13 protein-coding genes and 3 pseudogenes are annotated in these 14,294 nt (G+C 41.1%); 9 read left to right on the forward strand and 7 right to left on the reverse strand.

Annotated features, from left to right (window positions below; all coding sequences use genetic code 11):
* Window positions 1-247: 247 nt before the first annotated feature.
* The 4 genes and pseudogenes from ahpF to FTU91_RS01065 form a co-directional block, all read left to right on the forward strand.
* A complete protein-coding gene (ahpF, locus tag FTU91_RS01055; protein WP_180041712.1) occupies window positions 248-1,813 on the forward strand; it encodes an alkyl hydroperoxide reductase subunit F in 1,566 nt (521 codons plus the stop codon).
* A 188-nt stretch (window positions 1,814-2,001) separates the two neighbouring features.
* The gene (locus FTU91_RS01060) at window positions 2,002-2,346 is read left to right on the forward strand and encodes a hypothetical protein (protein WP_131288119.1); all 345 of its coding nucleotides are present in this window, start codon (window positions 2,002-2,004) and stop codon (window positions 2,344-2,346) included.
* Window positions 2,347-2,466: 120 nt separating this feature from the next.
* Window positions 2,467-2,622, forward strand: a pseudogene (locus tag FTU91_RS16515) (VIT family protein); the annotation flags it as partial.
* Window positions 2,616-2,801: pseudogene (locus FTU91_RS01065) on the forward strand (YeeE/YedE thiosulfate transporter family protein); the annotation flags it as partial. The pseudogenes FTU91_RS16515 and FTU91_RS01065, both read left to right, overlap by 7 nt.
* Before the next feature lie 95 nt (window positions 2,802-2,896).
* On the opposite strand, the gene FTU91_RS01070 reads toward FTU91_RS01065, so the two are convergent.
* From FTU91_RS01070 to FTU91_RS01080, 3 genes are read right to left on the reverse strand one after another with little or no spacing between them, the layout of a single operon-like run.
* A complete protein-coding gene (locus FTU91_RS01070; protein WP_180041714.1) occupies window positions 2,897-3,415 on the reverse strand; it encodes a hypothetical protein in 519 nt (172 codons plus the stop codon).
* Between the two features lie 52 nt (window positions 3,416-3,467).
* Window positions 3,468-4,247, reverse strand: coding sequence for a TIGR03915 family putative DNA repair protein (locus FTU91_RS01075; RefSeq protein ID WP_180041716.1), 780 nt, complete (start codon window positions 4,245-4,247; stop codon window positions 3,468-3,470).
* Window positions 4,247-5,506 carry a putative DNA modification/repair radical SAM protein gene (locus tag FTU91_RS01080; protein ID WP_180041719.1) on the reverse strand — a complete coding sequence of 420 codons (1,260 nt, stop codon included), beginning with the start codon at window positions 5,504-5,506 and terminating at the stop codon, window positions 4,247-4,249. The genes FTU91_RS01075 and FTU91_RS01080 overlap by 1 nt, the downstream gene beginning before the upstream one ends.
* 219 nt (window positions 5,507-5,725) lie before the next feature.
* On the opposite strand from FTU91_RS01080, the gene FTU91_RS01085 reads away from it, so the two are divergent.
* Window positions 5,726-6,769 carry a nitronate monooxygenase family protein gene (locus FTU91_RS01085; RefSeq protein ID WP_180041721.1) on the forward strand — a complete coding sequence of 348 codons (1,044 nt, stop codon included), beginning with the start codon at window positions 5,726-5,728 and terminating at the stop codon, window positions 6,767-6,769.
* A 64-nt stretch (window positions 6,770-6,833) separates the two neighbouring features.
* On the opposite strand, the gene FTU91_RS01090 is transcribed toward FTU91_RS01085, so the two are convergent.
* Together FTU91_RS01090 and dusB are read right to left on the reverse strand one after the other, a co-directional pair.
* The gene (locus FTU91_RS01090) at window positions 6,834-7,385 is read right to left on the reverse strand and encodes a hypothetical protein (protein ID WP_257221632.1); all 552 of its coding nucleotides are present in this window, start codon (window positions 7,383-7,385) and stop codon (window positions 6,834-6,836) included.
* A gap of 283 nt (window positions 7,386-7,668) precedes the next feature.
* A complete protein-coding gene (dusB, locus tag FTU91_RS01095) occupies window positions 7,669-8,694 on the reverse strand; it encodes a tRNA dihydrouridine synthase DusB (protein ID WP_180041724.1) in 1,026 nt (341 codons plus the stop codon).
* Between the two features lie 82 nt (window positions 8,695-8,776).
* Between dusB and FTU91_RS01100 the strand changes: the two genes are divergently transcribed.
* Window positions 8,777-9,985, forward strand: coding sequence for a DUF1615 family protein (locus FTU91_RS01100; protein WP_180041726.1), 1,209 nt, complete (start codon window positions 8,777-8,779; stop codon window positions 9,983-9,985).
* Window positions 9,952-10,605, forward strand: a complete 654-nt coding sequence (locus FTU91_RS01105) for an HAD-IB family hydrolase (protein WP_180041728.1) — start codon at window positions 9,952-9,954, stop codon at window positions 10,603-10,605. The genes FTU91_RS01100 and FTU91_RS01105 overlap by 34 nt, the downstream gene beginning before the upstream one ends.
* A 231-nt stretch (window positions 10,606-10,836) precedes the next feature.
* Here FTU91_RS01105 and FTU91_RS01110 read toward each other — a convergent pair whose 3' ends face one another.
* Together FTU91_RS01110 and FTU91_RS01115 are read right to left on the reverse strand one after the other, a co-directional pair.
* Window positions 10,837-11,931, reverse strand: coding sequence for an acyl-CoA desaturase (locus FTU91_RS01110; RefSeq protein WP_131288163.1), 1,095 nt, complete (start codon window positions 11,929-11,931; stop codon window positions 10,837-10,839).
* A gap of 14 nt (window positions 11,932-11,945) precedes the next feature.
* Window positions 11,946-13,016, reverse strand: coding sequence for a ferredoxin reductase (locus tag FTU91_RS01115; RefSeq protein ID WP_131288166.1), 1,071 nt, complete (start codon window positions 13,014-13,016; stop codon window positions 11,946-11,948).
* 139 nt (window positions 13,017-13,155) lie between these two features.
* On the opposite strand from FTU91_RS01115, the gene fabR reads away from it, so the two are divergent.
* Both fabR and FTU91_RS01125 read left to right on the forward strand, forming a co-directional pair.
* Window positions 13,156-13,851, forward strand: coding sequence for an HTH-type transcriptional repressor FabR (fabR, locus tag FTU91_RS01120; protein WP_086195526.1), 696 nt, complete (start codon window positions 13,156-13,158; stop codon window positions 13,849-13,851).
* A gap of 85 nt (window positions 13,852-13,936) precedes the next feature.
* Window positions 13,937-14,294, forward strand: a pseudogene (locus tag FTU91_RS01125) (IS4 family transposase); the annotation flags it as partial.

Genomic DNA, 14,294 nt, shown 5'->3' on the forward strand with positions numbered 1-14,294 from the left:
AAACATAGGGTCATCATAATCAAAATTACCCAGAAATATGCAGCAATTTATTAAAAATGCTCTAATTTCAACTTAATACTTGAATATTCACACTAAATCAGCATTTACTTAAGACAGTATTTTTGTAAAAAACCCATCAATCTATTAAACCGATTGTTTTTATAAAAATGAAATGTTTTACCTATTTAAATATTTAGCCTACTATAGCTTTATTAAATCAGCATTTACTCCCTTGGAGACATTAGCCATGTTAGACCAAAATACTTCAGCACAACTTAAAACACTCTTGGAACGTCTGGAAAGCCCGATTGAACTGGTCGCAACTCTAGATGGTTCAGATAAATCTGACAAGATTAAAGAACTGGTGACTGAAGTTGCAGCCTTATCTGATTTAGTCACTGCACGCTTCGACGGTACAAATAAACGTGCCCCAAGCTTTGGGGTGGCAAAACAAGGTGAAGAACCGCGTGTCTTCTTTGCCGGCTTGCCGATGGGACATGAATTTACTTCCCTGATTCTGGCCTTGTTACAAGTGTCGGGTTATGCCCCGAAAGTGTCGGATGAAGTCCTGGCACAGATCAAGGGTTTAAATTTAACAGCTGATTTTGAAGTGTTTGTCTCGCTCAGCTGCCATAACTGTCCTGATGTGGTACAGGCTCTAAACCTGATCGCCATCTATAACCCGGGCACCACGGCCACCATGATTGACGGTGCATTTTTCCAGGATGAAGTGGAACAGCGCAAGATCATGGCGGTACCAATGGTGTTCCAGGACAACGCCCACATCGGTCAGGGCCGTATGACGCTGGAAGAAATCATTGCCAAACTGGATAGCAATTCTGCAGCCAAAGATGCAGCAAAGTTAAATGCCAAAGACGCGTTTGATGTGCTGGTGATTGGTGGCGGTCCTGCAGGTAACACCGCAGCGATTTATGCGGCGCGTAAAGGCATTAAAACCGGAATCGTAGCGGAACGTATGGGCGGTCAGGTCATGGATACCATGGACATTGAAAACTTCACTTCCGTGCAGAAAACCCAGGGTCCGAAATTTGCCGCCGAGATGGAAGCACATGTACGTGAGTATGGTGTGGACATCATGAACCTGCAACGTGTATCCAACATCAAAGGTGCGGATGAAACGGCGAATGGCCTAGTTGAAGTCACTTTGGAAAATGGGGCGAAGTTAGAATCCAAAACCATCATTCTATCGACCGGTGCACGCTGGAGAGAGATGAACGTTCCGGGTGAGCAGGAATATAAAACCCGTGGTGTAGCATACTGTCCGCACTGTGATGGTCCACTGTTTAAAGGCAAACCCGTTGCAGTCATCGGTGGCGGTAACTCGGGTGTTGAAGCGGCGATTGACCTGGCCGGGATTGTCGAGCATGTAACTTTGGTGGAGTTTGATACCAAACTGCGTGCCGATCAGGTCTTACAAGACAAGCTTAACAGCTTGCCAAATACCACTGTGATCAAGAATGCGCTGTCGACTGAAGTAGTCGGTGATGGTTCACAGGTCACTGCACTGAAATACAAGGACCGTGCAACGGATGAAGAACATACGATTGAACTGGCGGGAATTTTTGTACAGATCGGTTTGTTGCCAAACACGGACTTCCTGAAAGAAACAGCTGTTGAACTGACCAATCGTGGCGAGATCGTGATTAACGAGCGCAATGAAACCAATGTCAAGGGTGTGTTTGCTGCCGGTGACTGTACTACCGTGCCGTACAAGCAAATCATCATTGCTACAGGTGAAGGTGCCAAGGCATCGCTATCTGCCTTTGATTACATTATCCGTTCGGGACAGTAATCTATATTCAGCATAAATAGTTTGATCTGGCTTATATCACAATGTGGTATAAGCCTTTTTTTTCCCTCATTTTTTCATAAAAAATAATTACATTTAATTAACAATTTTAGCTCATAATTTGTGCATTTTTTTAGCTATATTCAAAATACCCCTATTTAGGTGGGTGCCACAATTAAAAGGAAATGAAAATGAATAAATTGCTTATTGCTTTAGGTCTTGCTGCTAGCGTTGCCCTGGTGGGTTGTAATAAACAAGAAGCACCAGAAACAGGTGCAACTACTGGCGAACATCTTGAAAATGCAGCCAATCAAGCAGGTCATGATATTTCTGATGCCACAAAGGAAGCTGAAGCTAAAACTCAAGCTGCTGCTAATGAAGCTACCTCTAAAATTGAGGCAGCAGGTGATGAAGCTGCTGCTAAAACTGAAGCCGCAGCAAAAGATATTAAAAATGCAGCGAAAGAAGCTACTGCAAAAACTGCCGGTGCTGTGGAAGAAGGTGCTTCAAATGTTCGAGAAAAAGCTCAACAATAATGTGAATGGTTGAAATAAAAAAGCTCCTTTAAAAAGGAGCTTTTTTATTGAAAAATCTGACTTTTTATGCACATTACTTCGATGATAGTTGCAAGAAATAATGATTCAAAGCATGTTCACATACCATATTCATATCTTCATGAAAAATATTATGTTCAAAGAACAGGTAGATTATTACGTACTGTAGTATTAGGAGCAAATGACGGAATTATTTCCGTGACCAGCTTAATTATGGGTATGGCTACCAGTAGTGCATATCTGCATACTTTATTGCTGCGCTAGTTGGAGAATTACTGCTCGGATACGGTGTCCGTCCCACATATGACTGTATATCTGGTGCTTACTTCAGTGGTATTTCTTCAGGTAGTTTGCATGGCTGGTTATGGTTGATCTTTGCCTTCCTGGGTAACAGTATTGGCATGAAACTTCGTCCCATTTTCTTTCCGGACGAATGACCACAACCAGGAAAATTAACCGGTTATTAAATCCAAATTTCAACCTATGAAAAAGCCCATCATTGAATGGGCTTTTTTGTTTATCCTATTTTTAATTAATGCAGCGCTGCTTTTAAATTACAACCAAAACCCATAATTTCTTGAGCCTGACGGTATGAGGTATAACGGTTTAAAATAAAGTCATAAAACTGGTCTGCATCCGCAAAATTTTTGCTTAAGTTTTCACCCTGTGCATGGGGTAATTTCACATGTCCAATGATATTCAGATTTTGATGACCCAACTGATACATTTCGGCAAAATAGCCATTCATCATTTGACAATACGCCTGTTTGACCGGTTTTAAGGAAGTACTACTCACCGCATGCAGGTTTAAAGTCTGCAACTGATTTACATCAAGCAGCGACTGGTCTGAAAAGGCAATATTGTTGCTTTTTTTAAAAGCCTGATAATCTTTAGATAGCTGTTGATTTAAGGTTTCAAAACGCTGCTGCAAGCTGGCTGCATCCTGCACCTTATATTTTTGAGGATCAATCTGGATTTTTTGCTGTTCGGAAGATGAACATGCTGAAAGTACTACGCTTAAAATTAAAGTCGCCAAAACGAACGGCTTCATTATAAATTGTCCTCATCACTAAATCTTGCAATAGTATGCCTGAAATATGCAGCTATATTGATTTTTCATTCATATAACGCCAGTAACGCTTCGGCACATACTGAATATGCAGTTTCATATTTTGCCGAACCTGAATATTGATACTGCGGAAATAATCTTTCCACAGCTGGTCATACAGTAATTCCTGTTCATCCAGTTCTACAGTAAACGCCTGACTATAACCACTCGCGAATGTGGCATCGACCTGATGAGCGTCCATTTCAATTTGATGCACCTGCTGCAAATCATAATAAATGCCATATTTACGCTTTTCATCATAAATCAGCCAGCGTTGATCCTGATAACGTGCCTTAAAATGCCGTTCAATCAGCGGCAACACATTAAAATCAGGCCGAACCAGACTTAAAAACAGACTATCCTGACATTTCTTGAAGCGTACAAAGGCTTCCATACGATGCTTTTCACGGCCAACCTGCTTCGCCCATTGCGATAAAGCCAGCACATCAGCATGCCCATAGTTTTCATCGACCTTGTAGCGAGTTTGAAAAACATAGAGGCAATAGTTAAACAGATGTTGATAAGCAGTTTGATTTTCAGATAGAAAAGTATAGTAAAAATTACGCTGACTCTGACCCGATGTTTTTTGCTTCAATCCCCGCCAGACCCGCTGGGCATGCTCTTCATTCGATGCGACCTGTATAAAATCATCAAACAAACCCTTTTGAGCATGTGGATTGCTCGTCACCTGTACCCGAAACTCTTTAAATTGAAAGGCACGAAATACACAGCTTAACAGGCCGTTCATGCTGCCATCAAAACAGTAAGTTGCCATTAAAAAGCAAAACCCAATTGTGGCGATAACTGCTGCACATATTTGGACTGTCCCGACTGCAAAATCTGACTTCGAATCTGGCCTGGCAACTGCTCCTTGATAAATTTTGGCGTATCGGCACAGCAGATAAAATGCTGCGCACGGTTATATGCAACGCCCATACGCTTCAGTTGATCGATATGAATTTTGCCAAAGCAACGTGCCTGGACAATTTTTTTCGCTGAGCGCACACCAATACCCGGAACACGTAAAATCATGCGGTAATCCGCCCGGTTCAGATCCACTGGAAACTGCTCAGGATGACGTAAAGCCCAGGCTAATTTTGGATCAACGTCCAGGTCCAGATTGGGGTGTTTTTCATCGACCAGTTCTGTCGCCTCAAAACCATAAAAGCGCATCAACCAGTCGCTTTGATACAAGCGATTTTCTCTTAATAAGGGGGGTGCTGAACCAATCGCAGGCAAGGCTTTTTCCTGTTCATTAATTGGAATATAACCCGAGTAATACACCCGTTTCAGTTTAAATTCCTTGTAATGCCGGTCTGCCATTAAAATAATGTCTTGATCGCTTTCGCTATGTGCTCCCACCACCATTTGCGTGGTTTGCCCTGCCGGAACAAATTTAGGAACTGAGCGGATCATCTTGCGTTCATCTTTAAACTGGATTAAACGGTCACGAACAATACCTAAGTCTTTCTGTACTTCGGCATGTGTTTTCTCAGGAGCAAATTTTTGCAAGCCTGCTTCAGTCGGCATTTCTAAATTAATACTCATCCGATCAACATACAGCCCCGCTTCAGTAATGATTTCCTGCGATGCGCCGGGAATGGTTTTTAAGTGAATATAACCGTTAAAATTTTCTTCCAGACGTAATTTTTTCACCACTTGCAGCATCCGCTCCATGGTGTAATCTGCCGATTTAAAAATCCCTGAACTTAAAAACAAACCTTCAATATAATTCCGGCGATAGAAGTTCATGGTTAAATCTACTACTTCCTGAACGGTAAAAGCCGCCCGTTTTACATCATTGGAACGACGTGACACGCAGTAAGCACAATCATAAATACAGACATTGGAAAACAGAATTTTAAGCAGTGATACACAGTGCCCATCTTCAGTATAGCTATGACAGATACCGGAACCGGTATTTCCTACCCCTTTGTCCTTGTTTTTTCGGTTACTGCCACTTGAGGAACAGGAGACATCATATTTGGCAGCATCGGCTAAAATTTGCAGTTTTTCACGGATACGATCAGACATGTGTAATCAGCACTAAAAAATGAATAAGTATTATAAAATTTTCAACTCAAGCCGCGTGTTCACTGATCTTTTATGCGACATGGTTTGACGCCTTATTGATCATTGCATTTTCATTTATTTTTAGGTGTAAAAAACTTTTTATTTCATAAAAAAATAACGAATATTATTTGCTTAATTTATAGGGCTTGGGCAAAGTGATGAGATGCATAGGAGCCAAATATGACTTTATTAGAACAACTTGAAATTAAACATCCTATTTTCCTGGCACCGATGGCAGGTGTTTCTACTCCTCAACTGGCAGCTGAGGTTTCCAATCAAGGCGGTTTGGGTTCATTGGGTTTGGGTGCTAGTACAGTTGCAGCAGCGCGTCAACAAATTTTAGAAACGCAAGCACTTACTCATAAACCATTTCAGGTCAATTTCTTCTGTCATCAAAGCGCCACGCTCGACAAAAATGTAGCAGATCAGTGGATTAAATATTTATCCCCTCAATTTCAGAAGTATCATGCAACTCCGCCGACAGAATTAAAATGTATCTATCCCAGCTTTCTCGATAACGATGACTATTTAAACCTGGTTTTAGAAACTCGACCTCAGGCAGTAAGCTTTCACTTCGGCATTCCACATCCTCATCAAATTCAGGCCTTAAAACAGGCCGGTATCCTGACGATGGTTTCAGCGACCAATCTGGCTGAAGCACTGCAGATTGAAGCGGCTGGGATTGATATCATTATTGCGCAAGGCATTGAAGCCGGTGGGCACCGTGGCATTTTTAATGAAACATTTGACAGCGCAGTCAAGACTTCTGATCTGGTACAATTGTTAAAACAGTACTGTAGCAAGCCTGTTGTGGCTGCGGGCGGGATCATGAATGGCACCCAGGCTCAGCTCTTAATCCAGTTAGGTGCCGAAGCTGTTCAATTGGGCACCGCTTTCGTACAGTGCAAAAGTTCCAATGCCAACACGGCCTATCGACAAGCCCTGTTTAGCAAACCAATTACCCAAATGACTGCCAGCATTTCCGGACGACCTGCTCGCGGTCTAATTAACCACTGGCATACCCAAATCGATCAGCCTGAACGTCCTCCAGTTGCCACTTACCCCTATTGCTATGACTTGGGTAAACAACTGCATGCCGCAGCATCTGCACAAGGTGACCATGATTTTGGGGCATTTTGGGCGGGAACCAATGTTGCCCAAATTCGGGAGATGGAAGCTGCAGATTTAATTAATCAGCTGGTTCTGGAAATCAGTCAAGCCTAATCTTCTGGCATAAATATGCTGTAAAAAAACCTCTCAGTTGAGAGGTTTTTTGCTCAACGTTCATCTAGCATGGAGCACGAAGCCATGCATCCTTGGCAGCATATTTTGCTTGCTCCCAATCTAAACGGGATGGGCCTTTGATTGCTTCCCATTGGGTTCGCAATTCAGTTTCTACCTGTTCAAAATGTGTATCACTGTCGAACAAAGGACGTTTCTTATATCCCACCTCATAGGCACTGCGATAATCCCTGTCATAATCTAAATCATCATAGGTACTTCGGCTTTCATGGAAATAAGGACTGTCGCGGTGCTGCTCTCTCCAATAGGCATCTTCTTCGACTGGATTGATGGCATCGGCAGCTTCATTACCCGCCACACCACCAATAATACCACCGACAATACCGCCAACTACCGCACCTGCAGAACCAGCTGCTACACCACCCACTGTACCAATACTTGTACCCACAGGGTGATCATTTGCTTCATTCATATCTGGTACCTGATTACTTTCCTTATCGGTAATCGAATCAGCATTCACATCTGTTCTTGGTTCTTCTGGACGTTTATTTGGATGAGTAAGATCAGCTTCCATCATAAGACGATTTATATTGACCATTCTCTTTCTCCTTCTGTCCTATCTATATACAAAATATTTAGAGAAGCCGCTTATTTAAGCTTTAGAAGAATTCAGCTTAAAGCTCTTCTGAATAAGCTATGTCTTATAAATGTGCTAAATGGGTGATGAGATGTTGTAGGGTGTAATTCTTTTAGTATTGTTTTATACAAATTACGCAAAAAAAGTCTCGATAAAGAAAATTCACTACTCTTTTTTGAATGGAATCTTTTAAAATAAAGAGCAGTGACCTATTTGAAACATGGAATAGAAAACGAATAAAAGGCTATTTGGTTTCAAGCAGGTTAACCTGCTCCACCTGCACATCACTCATAATTTTCCCCTGAGCAAGAAGCTGGTTAAAATAATCTTCTACGACATTAAACTGCTCGGCCGTGCTTTCAACCTTATACATATTCTGGCGGAATTCATTGCTTGAACGTAAACCTTTGGTATACCAGGCAATATGTTTACGAGAAATACGGCAACCTGAGTATTCACCATAGAAATCATAAAGTTCAGATAAATGTCCCAATAACACATCTTTCACTTCAGCAATACTGGGTGCAGCCAGCTGTTCACCTGTTTTTAAATAATGTGCTATTTCACGGAAAATCCAGGGACGACCTTGTGCTGCACGTCCAATCATCACAGCATCCGCACCCGTATAATCGAGCACATATTTGGCTTTTTCAGGACTGTCTATATCACCATTGGCGATAATAGGAATATTCAACATTTCTTTGACTTCTTTAATCAAAGAATAACGTGCTGTATTCAAGTACATATCTTCACGGGTACGGCCATGCAGTGCCAATGCAGCAATCCCGGCTTCTTCAGCACGCTTGGCAACCCGCAGGATATTTTCATGCCCATTTAGATATCCTAAACGGGTTTTTAAAGTCACAGGCACATCGACTGCCGCAACTACCGTATCTAGAATTCGTGCCACCAGATCTTCATCTTTTAATAATGCAGAACCTGCTAATTTATTACAGACTTTTTTGGCCGGGCATCCCATATTGATATCGACAATTTGTGCACCATTCGCCACCTGATAGCGTGCCGCTTCTGCCAGCTCGCCGGGTTCAGAACCGGCAATCTGCGCAGAGATAGGCGCCAGTTCGCCGTCAAAATTGGCACGGTACAGACTTTTCTTGCTCATACGTAAGGTCTGGTCCGAAGTCATCATTTCACTGACGGCATGGCCTGCACCAAAATATTTACACAACGTCCGGAAAGGACGATCCGTAACACCTGCCATGGGAGCAACAATTAAATTATTTGACAGTTGATATGGACCAATATACATATAAATTCATCACTTTTTCGACCGGCATAGTATACTGCATATGCTGTATAGGCTCATCCTTTTGGAACATGTTTTCATCATTATGAAAAAAACTCTTTTTACTTCATCTCGGTTTAAATCTTTGAGTATCCTGGCTTTTTCTTTGAGCCTGATGGCATGTGGGGATAACTCGTGGTGGTCAAAAAACAATGAACCAACCCTAGAAGAAGATCAAGTCAAACGGCTTATTCCACCACGTGTTAATGACCGTAGTTCTTGGGCCAAAGACATTTACGGCATTACCGATCAGCTCGGTATTCCTCAAACCAAAGAAAATATTTGCAGTATTGTGGCTGTGGTGGATCAGGAATCCAACTTCGTTGCTGACCCGCAAGTTCCCGGTTTAGGTGAAAAAGCGGTGAAAGAAGTTCAAGATCGGCTGGATGAAAAATTTAAAGATAAATTGGGCGATACTCTGGGCGGAACCATGGCCGGTTATTTTGAGCAGGTTCTGAAAAATCAGCCCACCCCTGAAAATAATTATTTAAGTCAAATGCGTCGCGTGAAAACCGAGCGTGAACTAGATGAACTCTATCGTGAAATTTTTGACTATATGTCAAAACATTATCATGTCAGTGCCTTAACCGGTGCGGCCAAACTGGTCGGTCAAGACATGGGCGAAAAATTAAATCCGATTACCACTTTAGGTTCCATGCAGGTTCATATTGGCTATGCCAAAGAACATAAACGCCAAGGCGGCAATATGGCCGAATTACGTACTGATTTATATAGTCAATATGGTGGCTTGTATTACGGTATCCACCGTTTGATGATGTACCCTGCCGATTATGATAAAGCGATTTATCGTTTTGCAGATTATAACTCTGGCATGTATTCAAGTCGCAACGCAGCTTTTCAAAGCATGCTCAATGACTTGACGGCAACAGAGCTTGACCTGGATGGTGATTTGTTGCTTTACACTAAAGATGGCTCAGTCCGTTCTGCAGCCAGTCAGTCCGAACGTGAACTGATTAGTGTATTTGCAGCCAACAATATTCTTGTTACACCACGACAGATTCGTTCTGACTTAAAAAAAGAAAAAGAGAAAGATTTCGAAGATACAGCAACTTATCGTGCGGTAACCAAGCTCTACCAAGAGAAAACAGGCAAAGAGCCAATTTATGCTATTATGCCTGAAGTGGTCATTTCTGGCCCTAAACTGAGTCGTGATTATAATACCAACTGGTTTGCAACGCGCGTAAATGGAAGATATCAATCATGTATGCAACGGGCAAAAAGAATAAAAATTTAGCGCTCTTTGATTTTGATGGAACCCTGTGTAAAAAGGACAGTTTCACGGGGTTTATCTTCTATGCTTTATCCAAACGCCATATTGTCAAACAAGGTATTAAAATTCTGCCTTGGATTCAAGCTTATTATTTGAATGTCTATTCTGCACCTGCCATGCGCTCCAAATTGTTTCGTGCCATGTTTAGCAATGCCAATGCCTTAGAACTACAACAAATGGCACAGGAATATGCAGTAAATTTAATGAATCAATTAAATCAGCCTTTGCTTAAGCAGCTTAAACAGCATCAAGCCTTGGGCGATGATGTTGTATTGGTTTCGGCATCGGTCGATGTCTATCTCAAGCCTGTCTGTGAGTTATTAAATATTGATTTAATTTGCACTCATACTGAACAAGTCAATAATATCTATACGGGACAATACACCACACCCGATTGCAGTTCGGAACAGAAAAGACAACGAATTTTAGAAAAATATCATTTAACTGATTATGCTGTAATTTATGCCTATGGTAATAGTCATGAAGATAAGGAAATGCTTGCGATGGCCCATTATGCTTACATGGTGGGTATCAATGAGACTATTCCTGCATTGCCAAAAAAGATACAACAAATCGCCATTTAAGAGCTGCAAAATTATTCAAAGGTATAGATATCCGTTTTGGCAAAAATTCATTTGTTCTATTGTCCTTATTTTCTTATTAGGCAAGTCGTAAAAGCTGGACTCAACAGAAAATTTGTCAGGTCATGACTATGGCAAATAATGGAAATTACATGAACTTAACAAAAACACTTAAAGCTTATATACATCAGTAAAAAGCCACTTGAATAGAAGTGGCTTTTTATGAATACAAGATTATTTCTTAAACGGGAACGCATATTTAACGATACGTTTAAGCACACTGCCATACTGTTTAACCAAGCTGGCGTTATTGTAATTTAAACCATATTTTTCACAAACTGCCTGAACTTTAGGCGCCATTTTACGATAACGGCGCGCCGGAATATCCGGATATAAGTGATGCTCGATTTGATGACTTAAGTGACCTGTCAAAATATGGAATGCTTCTGAACCTGTCAAGTTTGATGAGCCACGAATCTGGCGCATATACCAATGACCGCGACTTTCATTTTCCAGTACCGATTTCGGGAACACTTCCACATCTTTAGTAAAATGACCACAGAAAATAATACTGAATGTCCAGATGTTACGGATACCATTCGCCACCAGGTTACCTGTAAATACAGGTAAAGCTGCTGGACCGGCAATCAACGGGAAGAATACATAATCTTTAAACAATTGCTTGCCAATTTTTTTCTGCATGGGTTGCCATTCTTTCTTGGCCTGTTCCTTAGATTTACGTCCTTTCCAAACCTTACCAATTTCAAGATTCTGGATGGCTACGCCCCACTGGAACAGCAGGCAAAATGGAATGCTATAAATTGGCTGCAATAAATAACCCGGCTTCCAGCGCTGCTCAGGAAACAGACGAAGTAAACCATAACCGATATCATCATCCATCCCTTTAATATTGGTATAGGTATGGTGCTTATAGTTATGGGTTTGGCGCCAGTTATCTGCTGTCCCGACAATATCCCACTCAAACGTTGGACCATAGAATTTAGGATCATTCATCCAGTCATATTGACCATGCATGACATTATGCCCCAGCTCCATATTTTCCATGATTTTGGCAAAGCCCAGTAAACCGGTACCTAATACCCATGCTGGCGGGAACCAGCCTGCAAATAAACAGGCACGTCCGGCAATGGAAGCATACCGGATGGTTGAATAAACTCGGCGGATATATTCCGCATCCTTTTCGCCGATATCATCAAGCACTTCTTGTTTAATCGCATCCAGTTCACGAGCCAAATCATCTAATTGAGATTGTGTGAGCTCACCATTTTTCGGATTTTTAAAATATTCTATTTTAACAGGCATATTCATGATATTTATCTCACTTATAAATCAATGACAAGGTCAGACTGTGCTGAATTGACACAGATTTTTAATAAATTACCAGGTTCGGAGTTTTGACTACCATTCACTAGATCTTTAGTTGAACCTTCAACTTTATTACACACACATTTATGACAAATGCCCATGCGACAACCATGAGTAGGTTTAATATTTTGTTGTTCCAGACTGCTCAGAATAGACTGACCTTTAGGGATGACCAGTACTTTATTGGATTTCAATAAGGTTATGTTAACAAAGCCAATATCCGAATTTTCAACCGGGGTCATACTGAAAGCTTCACTTTTGAAACTCTGTGCATTTGCAAACAGCTGTTCCGCCTGTGCAACAAATCCGGATGGACCGCAAGCATACACCAGACTATTTTCAATATTATTCACCAAAGCCAAATGGTCCTGGTTTAAGCGTTTGCCCGCATCTTCTTCCTGAGTATAAAAAACCTGAAAAGAAAAATTCGGATATTGTTCAGCCAGTTGTTCAAAACGTGCTTTAAAAGCAACATCAGCATATTGCTTAACCCAATACAACAGCTGGATTGGTGCTTGAGTCATGCGATCTGTTTTAGAGAGTGCTTTGAGTAAACTTAGCATTGGGGTAATACCACTACCCGCCGCAAGCAATATCATCGGTTGAGCCTGCTCTGGTAACAGCATATCCCCATAAGGCTGACCAAATTCAAGAATATCGCCAACTTGAGCATGTTCAACCAGCCAGGAGCTGACTTTGCCCTGATCAACTTTTTTAACTGTTAATAAGACATGTTGAGTATCAAGCTGCGTCAGACTATAGCTACGCTCATAGCGAACACCGTTGACTTCCACAAAAACCGGATGGTGCTGCCCTGCTTGCCCCATTTTAAAATGACGGTTCACCTGAATGGTTAAACTCATCATATTTTGCGCAGAATTTTCTTTTTGGACAATTTTACCCAAGGCCTGATTGACTGACCAAAGGGGATTGATTTTTTGCAACCAGAAATCAGCTGCGTACTGGTCAATAACGCTTTCAGCCAGTGAACTTAGGGGAGATTTTTTCATTTTTTCTACAACATGCATAGTCAGTACCACGCGATCGATTTTTAATTATTATACACATGTATATATACTTGTATATATATTTGTATTGTTTCTATTCATTTCCCAAGTTGCAATGCAACCGTTATAATGTTTTCGTATCTCTAATCCCTTGAAAAATATGAACCCGTCTTCAATCAAAAAAAATATTGATGCTCCTGTTGATAAACAGAATGTTGTTCATGAACCGGTGACCGTCCGTACTGTAGGACGAAAAGCAACCATTACCAAAGAAGAGCTGTTTCAAGCTGCATTGAACTTAATTGGACCGCAAAAAAGCATTTCTTCCTTGAGCCTACGTGAAGTTGCGCGTGAAGCTGGCATTGCGCCCAACAGTTTTTATCGGCATTTCAGAGATATAGATGAACTTGCGATTGAGCTGATTGATCGTGCCGGGATTGTATTGCGTCAAATTTTGCACCAAGCGCGCTTAAAGGCCTCCAAGCAAAACAGCATTATTCGCAGTTCAGTCGAAGTTTTTATTGAACAGTTAGATGCAGATGAAGGCAATTTAAGTTTATTGCTGCGTGAAGCCTATACCGGCTCCGCTTCATATAAATTAGCGGTTGAACGCCAGTTAAATTATTTCCAGCAAGAATTACAGGAAGATCTCATTCGCCTGGAACGCCTCAATAACAACAGGCTTTCTCACCCCGATATCGCCGCAAAAGCCATTACCCAGCTGGTATTTAATATGGGTGCAACAGTGATTGATATCTCTGCGAAGGAACGTAAAGAAATTGCCGAACAAACCATGATCATGATTCGGATGATTCTAGAAGGTGCACGCCATCTGGATGAAGCGAAAATCCGGTAATTTATAATTTTATTCTTTGTACACGACAAAAAAAGATAACTCATTGAAATAATGGCATAATACTTGTTTTCTGACGACGAATATGATGACACATTTCAATGAGTTACATCTCATCTTAAACAAATATCTAAAGTGGAACAAGTCACATGCAAAATGTTTTACACTGATTATGCTTGCATTAATTGTAAAACAGACATGTAATCTTTCTTCTGCATCTAAAGCCTTACCCATCAAGTGCTTACCACAATCATTTTATCGACGTATACAACGCTTCTTTGCAGATCAGTATTTCGATTATCGTCAAATTTCTCAGTTAATTTTCAATATATTTTCATTCGATAAAGTCCAATTAACTTTGGATAGAACTAATTGGAAATGGGGAAAACGAGATATTAATATCTTGATGTTAGCCATCGTCTATCGTGGAATAGCGATACCTATTG

Source organism: Acinetobacter sp. YH12201, assembly GCF_013418145.1.
Classification (GTDB): domain Bacteria; phylum Pseudomonadota; class Gammaproteobacteria; order Pseudomonadales; family Moraxellaceae; genus Acinetobacter.

What these genes read in the sequence shown, in the direction of transcription:
- FTU91_RS01085 (WP_180041721.1), top strand. Translation starts at nt 5,726, where the DNA reads ATGACTTTATTAGAACAACTTGAAATTAAACATCCTATTTTCCTGGCA.
- FTU91_RS01105 (WP_180041728.1), top strand. Translation starts at nt 9,952, where the DNA reads ATGTATGCAACGGGCAAAAAGAATAAAAATTTAGCGCTCTTTGATTTT.
- fabR (WP_086195526.1), top strand. Translation starts at nt 13,156, where the DNA reads ATGAACCCGTCTTCAATCAAAAAAAATATTGATGCTCCTGTTGATAAA.
- ahpF (WP_180041712.1), top strand. Translation starts at nt 248, where the DNA reads ATGTTAGACCAAAATACTTCAGCACAACTTAAAACACTCTTGGAACGT.
- FTU91_RS01080 (WP_180041719.1), bottom strand. Translation starts at nt 5,506, where the DNA reads ATGTCTGATCGTATCCGTGAAAAACTGCAAATTTTAGCCGATGCTGCC.
- FTU91_RS01090 (WP_257221632.1), bottom strand. Translation starts at nt 7,385, where the DNA reads ATGGTCAATATAAATCGTCTTATGATGGAAGCTGATCTTACTCATCCA.
- FTU91_RS01060 (WP_131288119.1), top strand. Translation starts at nt 2,002, where the DNA reads ATGAATAAATTGCTTATTGCTTTAGGTCTTGCTGCTAGCGTTGCCCTG.
- FTU91_RS01115 (WP_131288166.1), bottom strand. Translation starts at nt 13,016, where the DNA reads ATGCATGTTGTAGAAAAAATGAAAAAATCTCCCCTAAGTTCACTGGCT.
- dusB (WP_180041724.1), bottom strand. Translation starts at nt 8,694, where the DNA reads ATGTATATTGGTCCATATCAACTGTCAAATAATTTAATTGTTGCTCCC.
- FTU91_RS01110 (WP_131288163.1), bottom strand. Translation starts at nt 11,931, where the DNA reads ATGAATATGCCTGTTAAAATAGAATATTTTAAAAATCCGAAAAATGGT.
- FTU91_RS01100 (WP_180041726.1), top strand. Translation starts at nt 8,777, where the DNA reads ATGAAAAAAACTCTTTTTACTTCATCTCGGTTTAAATCTTTGAGTATC.
- FTU91_RS01075 (WP_180041716.1), bottom strand. Translation starts at nt 4,247, where the DNA reads ATGGCAACTTACTGTTTTGATGGCAGCATGAACGGCCTGTTAAGCTGT.
- FTU91_RS01070 (WP_180041714.1), bottom strand. Translation starts at nt 3,415, where the DNA reads ATGAAGCCGTTCGTTTTGGCGACTTTAATTTTAAGCGTAGTACTTTCA.